This is a genomic window from Cloacibacillus sp., from assembly GCF_020860125.1.
In the GTDB taxonomy this organism is placed as follows: domain Bacteria; phylum Synergistota; class Synergistia; order Synergistales; family Synergistaceae; genus Cloacibacillus.
On record NZ_JAJBUX010000067.1, the window covers coordinates 1 to 17,351 of the forward strand.

Here is a 17,351-nt window from a genome sequence, read left to right on the forward strand (position 1 = left end):
GTTTGATATTTTGCAGTTGTAGCAGCTTCCCACGACGCCGCCGGTGTATCTGCCGCCGTTGACATTGCCGCCGTTGATGCAGTTTGATATCGTGCCGTTGCTGCCTCCCGCAATGCCGCCGTTGGTTCCGTTGCCGGAGTTTAAAATATTGCCGTTGTTGAGGCAGTTCAGTATCTTACCAATGTTGTTGTTGTGTCCCACGATGCCGCCTGTTTGGACGTTATTTGCGGAGCCGGTCAGGGAGCCGGCGTTTACGCAGCCCTCTATCGTACCGTAGCAGCTTCCCGCGACGCCGCCCGCGTCACTGTTACTGTCAGTAATAGTTATATCGCCGCTGACGGTGAGGCCCCGCACAGTGCCGCCGCTGTCGACGACGCCGAAGAACCCCATGTAGGTGGTTTGTTTCGTTATCCGGTAGCCCTTGACGGTATGGCCCGCGCCGTCGAAGGTGCCGGTGTATTCGTGGTTTATATCATAGCCGATGGGTCTCCACTCCGTAGGGTTCCCGTCCGTATCCGCGAGGTCGATGTCGGTGGTGAGGCGCGCTTTGGCGGAGAGGAGGTCGTCGCTGCTGTTTACGCCGTCGCGGAAGTCACAGAGGTCTTTGGAGGTGGCGATGATGTAATAGCCGTCGCCGTCCTTTTTCAAATCATTGAAATCGGCGCGTGCCGGTCCGGGGGCGGCGAGGATGAAGAGGGTCAAAATAAAGAGCAGCAGCCGCGCGCGGCGGCTAAAATGAATTGCAGTATGCTTAACGGGAGGGGGCGAACTGGGGTTAAATAATTTTAATGGCTGACGGCTTTCACATGGCGACATATTGTATCGCTCTCCTTTCTCTCTTGTAAAGCTACGTATCACATACTGTGGATAGGGGCCGCGAAGGAATATCCGCGGCCCGTCCCTATTTTTCTTTATGTTCTGTTTTTGTCTATTTCGCTGGCCGTCTCTTTTTCAGGAGCAGCGGGATCAGCGCGAAGAGCGCCATCGCACCTACGCCCGCGGCGCAGCCGCCGCTGCCGCTGGTGTAGACTCTGTTGACGGAGACGGTGGCCTGGGCCGCCTTCAGGCCATCGTCGGTCGTGACGGTGATGGTGGCGGTGCCGATTGCGACGGCGGTCACTCCGCCGTTGGCGTCCACTGTGGCGATCTTTTCGTCGCTGCTCTTCCAGGTGACGCCCTTATTATCGGCGTCGGCCGGCAGTACCTCGGCGGTGAACCGGATGCTATCGCCGATCTTCAGCGCCGTACCCTCGGGGGATATCTTCACCGATTCCACCGGCACGAGGGGAGCGGTGACGGTGACGAGGCAGCCCGCTAACACGACCATACCCTCTTCCGTGCCGAGGGCTTTGGCGGTGACGACGGTCTGACCGGGGTTATGGGCGACGATCTCGCCATTTTCGCTGACGGTGGCGACATTCTCGCTGCTGCTCTTCCATTCGATTCTTTTGTCACTGGCGTCCGCCGGGTAGAGGGTGGCGGTGAGTTTCTCATGCTCTCCGGATTGCAGCTGCATCGCTTCCTTTGAGAGCTCAATGCGGTTTACCCAGACTGTCGGTTTTAGAACGGTAATCTCAAGCGTTGGCCTGCCTTTGACGCTGCCGTCCTTAGTTTTAACGTTGACGGTGGTGGTTTCGCCGGCCTTGAGCGCCGTGAAGGTCGCCGCTTCGCCCTTCTCTATCTCTTCCACCCTGTCGAGTGAGATGACGGAGGAGTCTCCTATGAGCCAATCTAACTTCCTGTTTGTGGCGTTGTCGGGTACGAATCGTGCGGAGGCTGTGAACTGTTCTCCTGCATAGAGTGATTTTTTGCCATCCGCGGAACCCTCGATATTGAGCACGATGGTCAGTGCCTTTACCTCGCTGACGGTCACTCTGCAGTCGTCGGAGATGCTTTCGTTCTCAGAGGCGGCGGCCCATATTGTAGCTGTGCCGGGGCTCTTTGAGGTTACGTTGCCGCTCTCGTCTACCTCGGCGATGCCGGGGGCGCTGCTGCTCCAGACGATTTTCTTGTTCGTGGCCTCGTCCGGTGTCACGCGGGCCGAGAGCTGTGCCGTATCACCGAAGCCTTTGAGTGTGATGTCCTTGCTCGATGTTATCTTCACGCCGGTGACGTGGATGGGTTCCACAACCTCGATGGCGCGTGTGAAGGAATATGTGAGCGGGGTCGTAGGAATAATAATACCGCCGTGGTTGAAGTCGCTCACGTAGAGGTCGGCGGAGAGCGCAACGGCGGCGTCTCCAGTCTTGTTCTTGGCGGTGACCGTTATCTTGCCGCTGCTGTCGATCTCGCTCTTGCCGATGGTGATGATATCGCTGTTGGTACTTGCCCTCGAATTTCTAACATTGTTGCCGTACGTTACCGGAGTTCCGGGGAGGGTGATGAACGTGATCGTCGTCGAGCCGCCGTTGACGGGGATACGGCGCTTGTCGGTCTGCGCGGTGAGGGTGGTGACGGCGTTTTTCATCGCGTTTTCGTCAAGTTTTTTCGTGTTATTCGTACCGCTGCCGACGCCACGTTCAGCCGTTCCTTCAAGCCAGGCGCAGTTTTCTATCGTGACATTATTCCCGGTGTCTTTGCCGAGCACGCCGCCGCTGACGGCGTCGAGCTGGACATCACCGCTGGCGGTTATGCCGAGGGTGATATTGCCGCTATTGGCACAGCTGCCTATCTCCGGAGCGCCGCCGCTGCTGCCCGAGGTATTTCCCACGATGCCGCCAGCGTAGTTGGGTCGGTTATCACTTGTCTCAATTGCCGAGATGGAGACCTCTCCGAGGTTTGCGCAGTTGTATACTTTGCCGCTGCTCTCTCCCGCGATGCCGCCGGCAAAGTTTTGTATGCCGTCAGAGGCGGCGGCTGTGGTACGGCTGGCGCAATTATATATCGCGCCGTCATTTATTCCCGCGATGCCGCCCACGTTGTTAAGGGAGGACGAGCCGCCTTTGGCGGCGACGGGGCCGTCGTTGAGGCAGCTTGTGATGGTTCCGCTGCCCTCGTTCTGCCCCGCGATGCCGCCCGCGTGGTTGAAGTAAAGGTCCGTCGAGATGATAACGGCGGCGGCGTTCCGGCAGTCTTCTATCGTGCCCTCGTTCCAGCCGGCGACGGCGCCGGCATTGACGGTGTTGCCTGTGGCGGAGGTGATATTCACCCCGCCCTCTACGGTGAGTCCGCGCACGACGCCTTTTTTGCCGTCTTTTTCTCCGATATAGCTGAAGAAGCCGGCATAACCGTCTCCGGCCGTTTTCGTTATCTCATAGCCTTTGACGGAATGGCCCGCGCCGTCGAAGGCGCCGGTGTAGGGGTTATCATAGTCGCCGCTGATGGGCGTCCAGTCCATGAGTCTGCCGTCCGCGTCCGCGAGGTCAATGTCGGCGGTTAGCAGCGCGTCGGCGGAGAGCGGTATCGTACCGTTGTCAAGCCCATTATGGAAGTCGATGAGGTCCGCCGAGGTGGCGATCTGATATACATCGCCCTCCCGCGTCAGGGCGCAGGCACGCTGGGGCGAGGCGAGGACAAAGAGGGTTAGGAGAGAGAGGATAAGCGGGAGTAAGAGTCTATTGTGAACTTTAATAAACTCATACGGGGGGGTGCATCAAAGTTAAATGTTGTTGGGTGTTGATAAGCGTTGAGTGACGACATAAGGTATCAGGCTCCTTTTTAATATGATTTAAAATACCGAAAACATGAATATGAAAATAGGTAAAAATACCTATCCATACAATACAGTTTATGTTAGCGCTTTGTCAAGCGGCTTTGCCATGTTTTTTGCGTTTCGCAGGACAAGAACAGAACCGGACGCCGCTGGATGCCGGGTCAAGCCCGGCATTACAAACCAAAGAAAAGATAAATCGTAATTTACTGCTTTCCCCGCCCGATTTATTGCCGACGCGTTTGCCTCGGCCTTTGTTGTTTTGCCGCGGTACGTTTGCTATACTTACGGAGGTGTCATCTGTGTAAAGTTGCTATAAAATGATATGCGTGCCAGCAGCCTCCATTATTGCTCAGGCGCTGTATATACCTAGAAAAAGGAGCCTATAGCGATGGACGGACAAAAATATACCTCCCCACTGGCCCTGCTGAAACGCTTTTGCGTGAATGTTTTTTGCCGCGGGGATATCGACGGCTCGCTGAACTGTCTCAGTAAAGATATACACTGGTATGGGACCTCCGGTAACGAAGGTGTCCATAACAGGGACGAGGCGCGCGCCTGTCTGGAACGGGAGATCGCCGCCAATCCTCTCTCCCGCGGGCTGGAGTTCACCGACGAGGACGAGGCGGTCTCGGGCGAAGCCGGAACGGCGGGCGCTAAACTGCTGCCGGAGGCAAGGGCCTCCCATGTTCCCGCCCGCGTCTCGATAAGCTGTCTTCCAGAGGATGGAGGGCTGAAGATACGTTCTCTCCATATGTCCTTCGATAATTTCCGCGAAAAAGCGGGCGAAGATTTACCATCTAAATACGAGAAGGAATGCGAGCCTAAGCTGCTCTACGATTTTCTTAACAGTTCGATACACGGAGGTCTCTTCGGCGGTTATATAGACAGTCCGGAGATGCCGTTTTATTTCATTAACGAACAGATGCTCAAGTATCTGGGCTACGACACAAAGGAGGAGTTTATCGAGGCCACGGGCGGCGGCATAGCGAACTGCGTGCATCCCGACGACCGCGGGGCGGTGATGGGCTCGCTCTTTGCGCAGCTAGAATCTTCCTGCGAGTATATGCTCGCCCCATACCGCATGCTGAAAAGGGACGGCGGCTTTATCTGGGTCCGTGAAAACGGCAAAAGGATCACCGCCGGCAACGGAAGGCCGGCGGTGATATGTCTCTGCATCGACGTTTCCGATATGGCGGAGGCGCAGGAGCGGCTTCGCCTGGGGAAAAAGGAGATGGAGAATGTTTTGAACGCCATCCCCGGAGGCGTCGCCATCTATAAGGTGTCGGACCGCTTTGAGACCGTATATTTTTCCGACGGCGTTCCCGCCCTCTCCGGCCACACGGTGGAGGAGTATCACGAGCTGATAAAGAGGGACGCGGCGGAGATGGTCTACAGCGGCGATGTTGAACGCGTCCTCGCCGCCGTTCGGGAGGGGCTGGCGAACGATGCGCCGATAGACGTCACCTTCAGAAAGCGTCACACCGGCGGCGGCCTGGTCTGGGTGCATCTGCAGGGCAAAAAGATCGGCGAGGCGGACGGCTGTCCGCTGATACACGCGGTCTTTCACAATATTTCCAGGGAGACCAAGCTCTACCGCGATATCCTTAATGAGAATAATACGATCATCCAGGTCAGTGACCTCAAGACGCGTGAGGTGCTGTACGCTAACAGGGCCGCCGCCGAATTTTCAGGCAACGTGGAGGGCGATTTTGTCGGGCGCAGCTGCTATGAGTATATGATGCACAGGGACGCCCCCTGCGCCTTCTGCCACGTGCCGCTGCTGACGAAGGGCAGCTTCTTTGAGGCCGAGCAGTATCTGCCCTCCAAAGACCGTTGGTTTTCCGTGAAGGGGAAGCTCATAGAGTGGAACGGACGCGGCGCCTCCGTTGAGTATGTGACCGACATCACCGATTCAAAGCGGCTCCAGCAGCGGCTTGAGACGGAAAAGTCATCGCTTGAGCGCATCATAAATTCCATTCCCTCGGGGATCGGCGTCTACCGTCTGAAGGAGGATGAGGTGAGCCTCATCGCGGTGAATTCGACGTTCAGCGATATGCTGGGAATGACGCATGAGGAGCTGAAGCGCAAGATCTCCGAGGATATTTTCCAGAATGTCCATCCCGACGATGTGGCGCTGCTGAAAGAAAAGATGGCGGAGTCGTACCGCGAACTTCACCGTATGGAGTGCGCCTACCGGCTGCGGAACGAAAATACGGGGGAGTACCGGTGGATATATCATACCGGCATCTCCGTTCCTCAGCCGGACGGCAGCCAGACGGCCTATGTCTGCTATACGGATATCTCCGCGCAGAAGGCGGCGGAGGAGAAGCTCAAACGCCAGGCCGAATATCTGCAGAGGCTTTATGATACGATGCCCTGCGGGATATCGCAGTATTCCGTCAACAACCTTAACGGCGACAAGCCTTACTGTTATGTAAACCGCCGCGGACGTGAAATTTACGGCGTCGGCGCGACGGAAGAGGGGTATATCGCCTATGCACGCGTTCACCCCGACGACAGGGGCAAGTATATCGATATGCTCAATAGGGTGGTGGAAGAGGGGCAGTCGAGTCCGTATGAGCTCCGCTTCGTCCGCCATGACGGTAAGGTTTTCTGGATCAGCGGTATCGTCGAGCGGATAAGGGATGTCGAAGGTAATGATATATATCAGAGCGTATATAACGATATTACGGAGCTCAAAGAGGCGCAGCTGCGCGCGGAGGAGGAGTATAAGCGTCTCTCGCGCCGCTATGAGGATGAGCTTAACAGCCTGAAAGACGTCTCCGCCGATTATATATCGATAATGCGCGTAAACATGACGAAGGACGTCGTTGAAGACCTCGTTGAGACCAATCGGGATATAGATATTTTTCATAGCGGAATGTCGCTCTCCGAAATTGTGGAGAGTATGGAGCCCTTTTTTATCAGCGAGGAGTCTAAGGCTGAGTTTTTGAATAAGATAGATTACCGCAGCCTGACGAGGGAATTTGAACTCGGCAACGACCGGCTCACTTTTGAACAGCCATTCCTGGACCATGACGGCAGTATGACGTGGGTGGAGCTGCAGATCAACGTCAGGAAGCATCCGGACAGCGGCGACCTCATCGCCTTTTTCTGTGAACGGGATATTACGACGAGAAAACAGCTCGCCGATACTTTCAAAATGGTCATCGCGCAGGATTATGACTCTATCATTCGTCTCGACGGCAGGCGTAACCGTTATATCCTTTTTATCTCCGACGGTTCAGGGGAACAGCCCGCCTACGAAGGCTTAAATTACAGCAGGGACATCGCCTGGTTCGCGGAGAAGTTTATCGTTCCGGAGGACCGCGAACGGGCGCTGAGCGAGATGGAATATTCAAATGTCGCGGCGGGCTTGGAGAGACACGATATCTATCAGGTGCTTTTTGACGTCCAGAACAATTCCGGCAGGAGATGCCGGAAATCGATAAAATATTCTTACATAGACAGGGAAAACGAGATCATTCTAATGACGCGGCAGGACATCACCGAAGTTGTGGCTGCCGAGAACAGGGCTAAGGACGAGATAGAGGCGGCACTTAAACGCGCGGAGCAGGCAAGCCTCGCCAAGGGCGAGTTCCTCGCGCGCATGAGCCACGAAATGCGCACGCCGATGAACGCCATTATGGGTATGACGGTGCTGCTGAAGGACGCCCTTGGCGACCCGGCGGCGGTGGACGACTACATCGGCAAGATAAATTCTTCCAGTCATTTCATGCTCGGCCTCATCAACGACGTGCTTGATATGGCGAAGATCGAGAGCGGCGAGTTCGCGCTCTATCCCTCGCGTTACGAGTATAAGGAGTTCGCGGGCGCGATCGACGCGATGATACGCCCACTCTGCCGCCAGAAGGGCGTTGAGTTTGTCTTTGACAGCAAGTGGCCCACCGCCGCCGTATTGGTGGACAAGGTGCGCCTGAATCAGATATTTCTCAATCTCCTCTCAAACGCCGTGAAGTTCACGCCCCCCGGCGGCAGGGTGGAATACCTGATGCCGGAGGCGGAGGTTCACGGGGACCGTATATGGTGCGACTTTATTGTCAGGGACAACGGCATCGGGATGAGCGAAGAGTTCCAGAAGCATCTCTTTGAACCCTTCATGCAGGAGAACGCCGCCGATGGCGGAAGCTGCGGTACGGGGCTGGGGCTTGCGATCTCCAAGAGTATCGTCGATAAGATGGGCGGCTGTTTTCATATAAGGAGCGAAGAGGGTAAGGGCACCGAGATACGGCTGCATCTGGAGCTGGAGATCGCGGGCGATGAGAAACCGGCGGCGGCGCTGGAAGACCGCGGAGCCCACGGCGGCGTGAAGGCGCTAAGGGGACGCCGTGTGCTGCTCGCGGAGGATCATCCGCTCAACACTGAGATAGCCCGCAAATTGCTGGCGAAGGTGGGAACGGAGGTCGTGCCCGCCGTAAACGGAGCTTTGGCCGTCGCGGCCTTTGCCGCCTCTCCCGCCGGTTATTTTGACGCCGTACTGATGGACATCCGTATGCCGGAGATGGACGGTCTGACGGCGGCGCGGAAGATCAGGGAGCTGCCGCGCGCGGACGCGAAGGCGGTGCCGATCATCGCGATGACGGCGAACGCCTTTGACGACGACTGCCGGAAGTCCGAAGAGGCCGGCATGAACGGCCATCTGGCAAAGCCGATAGAGCCCGAGCTGCTCTATAGTACGCTGGCAAGGGCGGTCTCGCCCCCGGAAAAGCCGGATGCGGAAATATAGCGGCTGGTGATTTATCTTTTGTTTTGATGAGCGGGGTGATTGCCCGCTCATTTTTTATGTTTCTATTTGTGTAGAGAAATATTATCAACTATAAAATTATAGTTAATTTAATAAAAATATCACAAAATTGACAGTTATATCTTTGAAATATATAATTTTCAGACAATATTTATCGTTTTACCATTTGAAATATCCGGTCTGCCGTAATCTGCGGTTCGCTGGGAGGATACTGTCGTTTTGAGGTAAAAATTTAATTTTATTGGCGGAGCGGACTATGGAAAGATCATCTCTCTTAATCGCGGACGGTAATCGGGACGCCTGTTCTCATCTGAGACATCTCTTTAACGAGATGTTTGTCAATATTGACTGCGCGGCGGACGGCATCGCGGCGATAAAGCTTTTCCGCCGCCATGAATATCATCTGGTCATACTTGACGCGACGCTGCCAGTCGCGGACGGACGTACCGTCTGCCGTCAGATATGCAAAATGTCCGATGTGCCGGTGGTGATAATTTCCGAGCGTTCCGCCCTGCCTGAGCGGCTGAGCGCCTACCGTTCCGGCGCGGAGGACTATATCGTAAAGCCCTTTGAGGGCGACGAACTGCTGGCGCGCATGAACATCATCCTGCGCCGCCGGGAACACGTTCCCGCCAAGCCGCCGCGCGCGCTGATCTTTTTCGGACTTTATATCGATACGCGCTCCCGTACCGTCTATGTTAACGATATTCCCGTACCGCTCACGCCGAAGGAATACGATCTGCTGCTGCTTCTGTCGCGTAACCCCGGGCAGGTGTATACGCGCGAGATGCTGATCGACATCGTCTGGGGCGATGATTTTTTCGGCAGCCCCCGGACGGTGGATACCCATATCAAGACGCTGAGAAACGCGATCCGCCCCTATCACGAGCATATCGTCACGATCAGGGGCGTGGGATACCGTTTCGACGAATAGTTGGCTTTGCCGCTTCCGACATCAAAAAATGGAGAGGGGGAGGCCTCTCCATTTTTGTTGTCTCCTATACCGCGGATGCGGTGGCGCTGTCAGCGGTCAGGATTACTGTAATCGGTGACGATGTTGCGCAGGATCTCTATCGTCTCCTTGGTATCCTTCAGTTCGTTTTTAAGCCGCGTATTCTCGGATACCAGGGCCATCGCGCGCTCCGAATCGCCGCTGGAGCGGAGGTCGGGGCTGGCTTTCAGCCTCGCGCCCATGGTGTTCCGGCGTTCGATGGAGTCGACGGAGACCTTGCGGCTGCCGGCGGGGATGTCGATGACCGCCGTCTCGTCGGTGAATTCGTTGTATTTACCGCGTTTTACGTAGCTGGTGTGCAGCAGTTTGTGGCTTAGAGGTCCGTTGGGCTCTCCCAGGAACTCGCCGTAGATGGCCATGACCGCCGGATTTTCGTGGCTCTTGCGCAGCTTTTTGTGTTCGTCCTCCCACAGGAGCGCGCCGCGCCGTTTTTCCCTGATTTCGCCGTCTGTGCTGCGCGGCTGTCCGCCGCCGACGACGCACCCGCCGGCGCATCCCATAACCTCGATGAAATGGTAGGGGGAGTTCCCCTCCTTGACCTGTTTCATCAGCGTCTTCGCGTTTTTCGTTCCGCTGGTGACCGCCACTTTCAGCTCCACACCGTCGAGGCCGGAGTATTCAGGCAGCGGAGACTCTATCAGGATAGAGGCCTCTTTGACGTCCTCCAGGCCGATGATGGGAGTGACATGGAGGTTGTCTCCCGGAAGTTCGCGTCCGGTGATCACCTCGTAGGCGGTGCGCAGCGCGGCCTCCATGACGCCGCCTGAGAAGCCGAAGATATCGGCCGCGCCCGTCGAGAAGCCGAGCGGATCGTGGAATTTGCTGTCAGGCAGGTTGGCGAAGTCGATGCCGGCGGAGTTTATCATCTCGCCCAGCTCTCTCGTCGTCAGTACCGCGTCGACGTTCCGCAGGCCGTAGTTCATCATCTCAGCGCGCGTTATCTCGAATTTTTTCGCCGTGCAGGGCATCACGGAGACGACGAACATGTCTTCCGGGGCGATGCCGAGCCGCTGGGCGTAATAGGTCTTTATTATCGCGCCGGTCATCATGTGCGGCGATTTACAGGTGGACAGATGGGGCAGCATCTCGGGGAAGGTATGTTCAATATATTTGATCCATCCCGGAGAGCAGCTGGTAACCATCGGCAGGGAGACCTTCCCGCCTTTGGCAAAGAGTTTTAGGCGCGAGAGCAGCTCCGTGCCCTCCTCCATTATGGTCAGGTCGGCGCCCCAGTTTGTGTCAAATACGTGGTCGAAGCGGAGCTCCTTGAGGGCGGAGGCCAGCTTGCCGGTGCAGGGCGTCCCCGCGGGAATGCCGAAGAGTTCGCCGACGGCGGCGCGCACGGCGGGGGCGGTCTGTACGATCACGCAGCGCTTCGGGTCATGGATCGCCTCCCATACGGCGTCCACCGAGGAGGTCTCTTTCAGCGCCCCGACCGGACAGACGACGGTGCATTGTCCGCAGAAGGTGCAGTTTACGGCCCCGAGCGGCTGGCAGAGCGGCGGCGCTATCTCTGTCTTGAAGCCTCTGTTCTGCGGGCCGATGACGCCCGTGCCCTGTCTCTCGTGGCAGACTGTGACGCAGCGGCGGCAGAGCACGCATTTGCTCATGTCGCGTGTGATGGAGATCGAGGCGTCGATGTTTTTGTTGCTCTGAGCGCCCTTGAAGCGGACGTTTTCGACGCCGAGCACCCTGCCGAGCTCCTGCATCTCGCAGGATTGGTTACGTTTGCAGCTGAGGCACTCCACATTATGGTTGGAGACCATCAGCTCATAAAGCACCTTCCGCGCGCTGCGCACGCGTCCGGTGTTGGTCCTGACGACCATGCCCTCGCGGGCTTTGGTGATACAGGAGGCCATCAGAGTCTTGGCTCCCTCCACCTCCACCACGCAGATGCGGCAGGCGCCGATATTGTGTATTCCATCCATCTTACAGAGGCTGGGGATGTGGATGTCGTTTATCTTTGCCGCCTCCATGATGGTGCAGCCTTCGGGAACGCTTACCTGCTTATCGTTGATAGTTAAAGTCAGCATGCCTCTCACCTCCTGTTGCAGTGCAGACAGCGCATCGCTTCCGCGATGGCGTTCAGCTTGTGGTAACCGCGGATGACCTCTTCGAAGGAGTGTCTCTCCTCAAGCGGCAGGATCTCCTTCTCGAACCGCTCGTGGGAAATGATTTCATCGTCATCCTCCAGCAGCGGGATATCTATCTCCTGGCCTTTGTTGAGCTTGCCTTCGCCTCCGAGATAGAGGTCGATCGATATCGCGGCGTTCTTGCCGTCCGAAATGGCCCTGATGACCTCGTCGGGGCCGCGCGCCACGTCGCCTCCGGCGAAGACGCCCTCTTCCGTCGTCATGTAGGTGTCCTCGTCGATGATGAAGGTTCCCCACTTCGTGACCCCGATCTCGCCTCTGGGGATGAAGGGCAGGTCGGCATATTGGCTTACCGCCGGTATGACGACGTCGACGTCGACGAAGAAGTTGCTGTTGGGGATCTCTTTTATCTCACGCCGTCCGCGGTTGTCGAATTGGGCCGTCTCGCATCTGGTACATTCCACCTTGGCCACCGAGCCGTGCTTATCGGAGATGAAGCGCACCGGTTTTACCAGCTCCATGATTTCGACGCCTTCGTTCAGGGCCTCTTCGACCTCCTGGCGGTAGGCGGGCATCGCCTCCGCCGTCCGGCGGTAGAGGACGATGACCTTGGCCGCTCCCAGACGCAGCGCGCTGCGCGCCGAGTCAATCGCCGTATTGCCGCCGCCGATCACCGCCACGGTCTGTCCCTCGAGGTTAATGCTCTTGTAGAGCTTAACGTTTTTCAGGAAGGTCACTCCGTGGATTATCCCCTTCAGATTTTCGCCGGGGATGTTCACGCGCTGCGGGAACTGGGTGCCGGTGGCGATGTAAACGGCGTCGTGGCCGTTCCTGACGTCACGGAATTCGATGTCCTTGCCGACGGTGGTGTTAAGGTGGAGGTGGACGCCCTCTTTAAGGATCGTATTGACCTCGTGCTGCAGGACGTCCGAGGGCAGGCGGTATTCCGGGATGCCGAAGGCGAGCACGCCGCCCGCGACAGACTCCGCCTCGTAGATGTCCACCTCGTAGCCGATACGCGAGAGGTAGTAGCCGCAGGTCAGCCCCGAAGCGCCCGCGCCCACGATTGCCACCGATTTGCCGTTGCGCGGGAATACAACGTCGTGCACAAAGGCGGGTTCGTTTTTGAAGGCATAGTCCGCGACAAAGCGCTTAAGGTCACAGATCGCCACCGGTTCGTCTACGCTGCCGCGGCGGCAGCGCCCCTCGCAGGGCCTCGTGCAGATGCGTCCGCAGATCGCCGGCAGCGGGTTCTCCTGACGGATCAGGTTGTAGGCGTCCATGAAGCGCCCCGTGGCGATCAGCGAGAGATAGCCGGGGATGTTGACGTTGGCGGGGCAGGTGTTTTCGCAGGGGGAGATGAAGAGGTCGGCGCAGACGCTGGCCCGGCAGTATTTATTCCGTATATGTTCCTCATATTCCTTACGGAAGTAGCGGATCGTGCTCAGTACGGGATTCGGGGCGGTCTGTCCCAGTCCGCACATCGCGGTGTCCTTGATGGTGTTGCCCAGCTCCTCGAGCAGCTCGATGTCGCCCTCTTCGCCGCGTCCCTGGGTGATATTCTCCAGTATCTCCAGCATACGCTTCGTGCCGACGCGGCAGGCGAGGCATTTGCCGCAGGATTCCTCCTGGATGAATTCCATGAAATAGCGGGCCGTATCCACCATGCAGGTCTCTTCGTTCATGGAAATCAGGCCGCCGGAGCCCATAATGGCCCCCAGCAGCGTCAGCGACTCGTAATCGGTGGGGGCGTTGAGGTTGTCCTCCGTGATGCAGCCGCCGGAGGGGCCGCCGATCTGGGCCGCCTTGAATTTTTTGCCGTTCTGCATGCCGCCGCCGATGCGGAAGATTATCTCGCCGATGGGCATGCCGATGGGGACCTCTACGATGCCGGTATTGACGATGTCTCCCGCCAGGGCGAATACCTTCGTGCCTTTGGCCTGCTCCGTGCCGAAGCCGGCGTACCAGCCGCCGCCGTTCAGCAGGATCGGCGGGATGCTGGCGAGCGTCTCCACGTTGTTGATGATCGTCGGCGCGCCGAAGAGGCCGTTTTCAAAGGGGAAGGGCGGCTTGGGGCGCGGCTCGCCGCGTTTGCCTTCGATGGAATTCAAAAGGGCCGTCTCTTCGCCGCAGACGAAGGCCCCTGCGCCGATGCGTATTTCGAGGTCGAAGTCAAAACCCGAGCCGAGGATGTCTTTGCCAAGCAGCCCATACTCGCGGGCCTGTTCGATGGCGGCTTTGAGCCGTTCCACCGCGATGGGATATTCGGCGCGGACGTAGACATATCCCATATTGGCGCCGATCGCGCGGCCTCCGATCAGCATTCCCTCGATCACCGTATGCGGGTCTCCCTCAAGGATGCTGCGGTCCATGAAGGCCCCGGGGTCGCCTTCGTCCGCGTTGCAGACGATATATTTTTCTTCGCTTTGGGCGCGGCGTCCCGCCTCCCACTTGACGGCGGTCGGGAAGCCCGCGCCGCCGCGTCCGCGGATGCCTGATTTCTTTATCTCCGCGATAACACCGCCGCCGTCCATCTCAAGGAGGGCCTTCGCCGCCGCCATATAGCCGCTTTTGGCGATATAGGCGCGGATGTCGTCATAGGCGATGACCCCGCAGTTGCGCAGGGCGATCCGCAGCTGTTCCTTGAAAAAGGTGATATCCTCCATCTTCGGAACGTGGATCCTGAGGACGTTGTCGTAAAATGTATGTTCTTCCAGCACCCGCCCCTCGACGATGTGGGCCTTGATAATTTCCCGCGTGCTCTGCGGCGTGAGTTTTGTATAGAAGATGCCCTCCGGCATGATGAGCATTACGGGGCCGACCGCACAGGTGCCCATGCAGCCCGTCTCTTTAAGAGCCGTGTTTTCCGCGAGTCCCAGCTCATCTATCGTCTCGGCCGCCGCTTCACTTATGGCGCGGCAGTCCGAAGAGACGCAGCCCGCGCCGCCGCAGACCAGTACCTGATGGCTGAAATGCCACTCTTCCCGTTCGTAATCCTCACGGATTTTGATCAGGTCTTTTATTGAATTGACATGATTGTGTTCCATTATGCCCACCTCCTTTTAAAGCCGCGACAGTACGGCGTCGACCTTGTTGGGGGTCATCTGTTTGTATATGACGTCGTCTATCATCAGTGCGGGAGCCAATCCGCAGGAGCCGATACACCGCGCGATCTCGAGTGTGAAGCGCCCGTCTTCGGTGGTGTCGCCAAGATCCACATTCAGCGTCTTCAGCAGATGGTCGACGATCCTTTTGCCGCCTCTGACATAACAGGCGGTTCCCATACAGATGCGGATCGTATGTTCCCCGCGCGGGGTCACGGAGAAGAATGAATAAAATGAGACCACCCCCGATACCTCCGACAGCGTCATATCCAGCGCATCAGCGATGAAACGCTGCAGTTCAAGCGGCACGCAGCCGAATATCGTCTGCGCGGCATGGAGGATCTGGATCAGATTCTCCTGTTTGTAGCCATACAGGTCCATTACGTTGTCGACCTTCTCATAGAGCTCGTAATCCTCCATTTTGGATATATACCGCTCTATAGCAGAATGTTCTTTCATCACGCCACACCTCCGTTTTTCCTGTAATATAAAGTTTCAAAAAAAGTGCCTTATGAAATCTTCTGACGGAAGTATAAAAGATTGATGTGAAGGCAGCGTGACGGACGGTGGCTGCTGAAAAACTGATTTTTAGCCACTTTTTCGCACGGCCTCTTTCCGGGAACACAAAAACTTCACAAAAGGCGGCGGATGAAGGGACGGCCGTTGGGCGGGATTGTCAAGTTTTAAAATTCCCGCGCGGCTCGCGGCGTTAGGCGCGCGGGCGGAGACGGCAGATATTAATGTATCTTACAGCGGGAAAATTGTTATAAAATAGAGTCCCAGAGAGCGGAGGTAAGATGCGATGGATCATGAAGAACTGAAAAAAATACGCGATGAGATAGACGTTACGAACCAATCTTTGGTCTCCCTGTTTGAGCGCCGCATGGAGCTTGTCGATCAGGTCGCCGAATATAAAAAAGAGCGTGGTCTGCCCGTTTTTGACGAGGCGCGCGAAAAAGAGGTCCTTGAAAAATGCGCGGCGCGGGTGAAGGAATCCGGCTACCGCGAGAGCTGTCTCTGGATGATGGCGCGCGTAATAGAGGCGAGCCGCCGCTACGAAAATAAAAAGATAGCGGAGCAAAAAGAGGCGGAGCCCCGCGTAACGCCCGCTTCCGCGCCCTGCCGCCGCGTCGGCTATCAGGGCGTCCCCGGCTCATACAGCCATCAGGCCCTGCGGAGTTACTTCGCGGGCAGGGATGTCACCGAGCGCAACTTTAAGCTCTTCGGCGACGTCGTCTCCGCCGTCATGAGCGGCGAGGTCGACTGCGGCGTACTGCCGATCGAAAATTCCTCCACCGGCGGGATACTTGAGGTCTACGACCTGCTACGGAAGAACGACTGCCGCATCGTCGGCGAAAAGATCGTGAAGGTTGATCACAATCTGATGGCGGTCGGGGGCGCGAATATGGCGGATATCAGGAAAGTTTACTCACACCCCCAGGGATTCAGTCAGTGCGCGGAATTTTTCGCCCTACACCGTGATTGGGAGCTGATCCCCTATTTCAACACCGCGAAGAGCGCGGAGATGGTGGCGCTTGAGGGGGACATCTCGAAGGCCGCCGTCGCGAGCCGCGAGGCCGCGGAACTCTACGGCCTTGAGATACTGGCCCCGAACATAAATTCCAGCGCCAGCAACTACACCCGCTTCGTCGTCATCGCCGCCGCCGCACAACGCGACGAAGAGGCCGATAAGATAACCGTCGTCATCGGGCTCCGCCACGAACCGGGGGCGCTCTGCAGGGCGCTCTCCTGCTTCTGCGGCAACGGCCTCAATCTGACCAACATCGAGTCGCGCCCGCTTGAGGGCGGCTCGTGGGAATACTTCTTCCACCTTGATTTCAGCGGCCACCTGCGGGAGAAGAACGTCGAGAGGGCGGTGGCCGAGCTTGAGAAAAACACCAGCTACCTGAAGATACTGGGCAACTACCGCGCTGACCGCGCGGGCTGAGGGAGCTGTTCGCTGATATGATTCCCTGACAGCCTCAAGAGGAAGGCTTTAAGAACGTAACTCGTAATTTATACTTTTCCTGCCAATATATAAATAACGACCTGTCTTTTCCGTCTCCCCGGGCCTGACCCGGGGTCCGGCGGCTTGGGTTTTCTTCACGAAATGTTGGAGAAAGAAAACTCACGACACTGGACACCGGCTCGTGGGCCGGTGTGACAAGGCAGGGGCAAACGGCATAAACATAAGGTCAACACTCCTTCCGTCAGCCGCCAAAAAACAGGCGGCCGACACCTCTGATGTAACTACCAGCCGAATGATGGAAAAACTAAGTTCGACGACGAAAATCAATAGATTTTCTGTCTCACTTATCGCACAAATCAGAAGAACTCTGATTTGGCTCCCTGGCCACCTCGGAGAGGGAGGCTGCAAGATCAAAATCAAAAGCTAAACCGTGATTTACCAAGGGTTTTCGACTCCCTCTCTGAGGAAGCTCCCCGCGAAGCGGGGTGAGGGAGAGTTGACCTTAAGTTTTTTCGTGGCTTTTGGGGTCTGGTTTTGGAGCGGCAGTCTGTGCGTATGAAAAGAGCGCGAGCCTTTCGCCCGCGCCCATTCATTGTCTTTTATCTGTTCTTTTTTTTATGTTATCTTGTCTTTTAATATATTACCTTTTTCCTCTTCTCATCCAAAGCGGTATCAGCGCGAGCAGAGCAAGCGCGCCTGCGCCTGCCGTGCAGCCGCTGCCTCCTCTTCCGTGCGGGTGCGGGGCCGGTGTGGGGA

General features: G+C 57.1%; 8 protein-coding genes and 1 pseudogene. 3 read left to right on the forward strand and 6 right to left on the reverse strand.

Going from position 1 to position 17,351, the window contains the following annotated elements:
* A pseudogene (locus LIO98_RS08170) lies at window positions 1-816 on the reverse strand (hypothetical protein); the annotation flags it as partial.
* Window positions 817-928: 112 nt separating this feature from the next.
* Window positions 929-3,337 (reverse strand): Ig-like domain-containing protein, encoded by a 2,409-nt coding sequence (locus LIO98_RS08175; RefSeq protein ID WP_291955332.1) that lies wholly within the window; start codon window positions 3,335-3,337, stop codon window positions 929-931.
* A 703-nt stretch (window positions 3,338-4,040) separates the two neighbouring features.
* Between LIO98_RS08175 and LIO98_RS08180 the strand changes: the two genes are divergently transcribed.
* Window positions 4,041-8,399 carry a PAS domain S-box protein gene (locus LIO98_RS08180; protein ID WP_291955336.1) on the forward strand — a complete coding sequence of 1,453 codons (4,359 nt, stop codon included), beginning with the start codon at window positions 4,041-4,043 and terminating at the stop codon, window positions 8,397-8,399.
* Between the two features lie 274 nt (window positions 8,400-8,673).
* Window positions 8,674-9,351 (forward strand): response regulator transcription factor, encoded by a 678-nt coding sequence (locus tag LIO98_RS08185; protein WP_291955339.1) that lies wholly within the window; start codon window positions 8,674-8,676, stop codon window positions 9,349-9,351.
* A gap of 89 nt (window positions 9,352-9,440) precedes the next feature.
* On the opposite strand, the gene LIO98_RS08190 is transcribed toward LIO98_RS08185, so the two are convergent.
* The 3 genes from LIO98_RS08190 to LIO98_RS08200 are packed head-to-tail and all read right to left on the reverse strand — an operon-like array spanning window position 9,441 to window position 15,085.
* Window positions 9,441-11,462, reverse strand: coding sequence for an NADH-dependent [FeFe] hydrogenase, group A6 (locus LIO98_RS08190; protein WP_291955342.1), 2,022 nt, complete (start codon window positions 11,460-11,462; stop codon window positions 9,441-9,443).
* A 5-nt stretch (window positions 11,463-11,467) separates the two neighbouring features.
* Window positions 11,468-14,569 (reverse strand): NADH-ubiquinone oxidoreductase-F iron-sulfur binding region domain-containing protein, encoded by a 3,102-nt coding sequence (locus tag LIO98_RS08195; protein ID WP_291955344.1) that lies wholly within the window; start codon window positions 14,567-14,569, stop codon window positions 11,468-11,470.
* A 15-nt stretch (window positions 14,570-14,584) separates the two neighbouring features.
* A complete protein-coding gene (locus LIO98_RS08200; protein ID WP_291955347.1) occupies window positions 14,585-15,085 on the reverse strand; it encodes an NAD(P)H-dependent oxidoreductase subunit E in 501 nt (166 codons plus the stop codon).
* 343 nt (window positions 15,086-15,428) lie between these two features.
* On the opposite strand from LIO98_RS08200, the gene pheA reads away from it, so the two are divergent.
* Window positions 15,429-16,574 (forward strand): prephenate dehydratase, encoded by a 1,146-nt coding sequence (gene pheA, locus LIO98_RS08205; RefSeq protein WP_291955351.1) that lies wholly within the window; start codon window positions 15,429-15,431, stop codon window positions 16,572-16,574.
* A 661-nt stretch (window positions 16,575-17,235) separates the two neighbouring features.
* Here pheA and LIO98_RS15420 read toward each other — a convergent pair.
* The coding region (locus LIO98_RS15420; protein WP_363304161.1) for a Synerg-CTERM sorting domain-containing protein at window positions 17,236-17,351 on the reverse strand (116 nt) is incomplete at its 5' end.